Consider the following 1443-nt stretch of genomic DNA (forward strand, 5'->3'; position numbering starts at 1 on the left):
AGGTGACTTTCAGCCATCGAACGAGCTTAAGCTAAAGATGTACGCTTTGTTCAAGCAAGCTACAGAAGGTGATGTGACAGGTAAAAAACCTGGCATGATGGACTTCGTTGGTCGCGCTAAATATCAAGCATGGGAAGACCTTAAAGGTGCGAGTGCAGATGAAGCGATGCAGCAATACATCGATGCAATTGAAGAGTTAAAAGCTTAGGTCTTTTGAGTATTTGCGTGCTTTGCATAATCTGGTAAAGTGCGCACACTTAAATAAGAAAGATAGTTCAGGCGGTCAACATGGATGCGAAGATTGTTCTAGATGAAGCTCAGCCAGGGCTTGCGGATCGTATGACAAAAGTATGTCAGAAGAACGCTTTATGTGAGCGTACATTCCATACTTACGAGCAGTGGATCGCACAGTATCTTACATTTAACGGATTATCTAACCCCTTTAGCTTGAACGAGAAAAACGTGAAAGAATTTTTGCGACACGTGACGCGTCGTCTGTCTCCTTCGCGAGCTCGTCTTAATCAAGCGCGTCAGGCGCTCGAGTTCTTCTATAGTCAGGTCTTAAAGCGCCCATTAGAAGAGTCTGCTTACGCACTTCCATCTTCCAAATAAGCTTAGCTTTTAGGCAGTCTTAGTTTTTGCTTGAATCGAATAGTGCTTTCTATATTCGCTCGGCGTTTTTGCGCATGCCCTTTTAAACGCTAAAGAGAAAGCGCTGCTTGAGCTGAATCCTACTTTTTCTGAAATTAACTCGATACTGTCATCACTGTGTGAAAGTAGATGCTTGGCTTCTGCGATACGCTGGGTTGCAACTAATGTTCGCCAAGTAGTTTTTTCGTTAAGAAGGTGGCGAGCAAGTGTGCGTGAAGAAACACACAATGCGTTCGCAGCATCGTCGCGTGTCAGAATGTATTGATGTTGTCTCAGTAATTGCCCTATCTTCTCACTCAGACTCATTTTCTCATTAGTGTTGGGGAGAGCAATTTGTGTATAGCAGAGAGACTCTAGTGTTTGGCTGGCTTGCGCATTTAACAGTGGCATAGGTAGATGAAGTAGCTTTTCATCGACAGTAATTGACATTACCTTCGATTCCACATTTACATCGCAAGACAATTCCTCGACGATTTCTTTACTTAAGACTTCATCACTTAAGCTCGTGCTCAGCTTCTTGATCGGAATGTTATGACCTGATGAGCGCATGATTGTTAAGCAAGCGCCAAAATCTCTAGAAATGTAGAAGTCTTTTAGCTCTTCATCCTCTGCATGAGCTATTTCCCATTGTAAATCGAAATTGTCGTTCTTAACGTGATAATTGATGTTGGTGAAATGAAATACTTCTTGGCTATAACGAAGAGCAATATCAAGCGCGTGCTTGAGACTCGCGCTGCTAGCCATTGCTTGGCCGATTAATCCAAAGCTCGGTAGGCCTACCTTTAAACCGAT

General features: G+C 43.2%; 3 protein-coding genes. 2 read left to right on the top strand and 1 reads right to left on the bottom strand.

Features of this window, described 5'->3' with window-relative positions:
• Both A3762_RS16385 and A3762_RS16390 read left to right on the top strand, forming a co-directional pair.
• The coding region (locus A3762_RS16385; protein ID WP_068756663.1) for an acyl-CoA-binding protein at positions 1-208 on the top strand (208 nt) is incomplete at its 5' end.
• A gap of 80 nt (positions 209-288) precedes the next feature.
• Positions 289-612 carry a phage integrase N-terminal SAM-like domain-containing protein gene (locus A3762_RS16390; protein ID WP_068474017.1) on the top strand — a complete coding sequence of 108 codons (324 nt, stop codon included), beginning with the start codon at positions 289-291 and terminating at the stop codon, positions 610-612.
• Positions 613-621: 9 nt separating this feature from the next.
• On the opposite strand, the gene A3762_RS16395 is transcribed toward A3762_RS16390, so the two are convergent.
• Positions 622-1443 (bottom strand): AraC family transcriptional regulator (locus tag A3762_RS16395; protein WP_068756665.1); only part of this gene is annotated, 822 nt, incomplete at its 5' end.

It is taken from the genome of Oleiphilus sp. HI0125 (assembly GCF_001635355.1).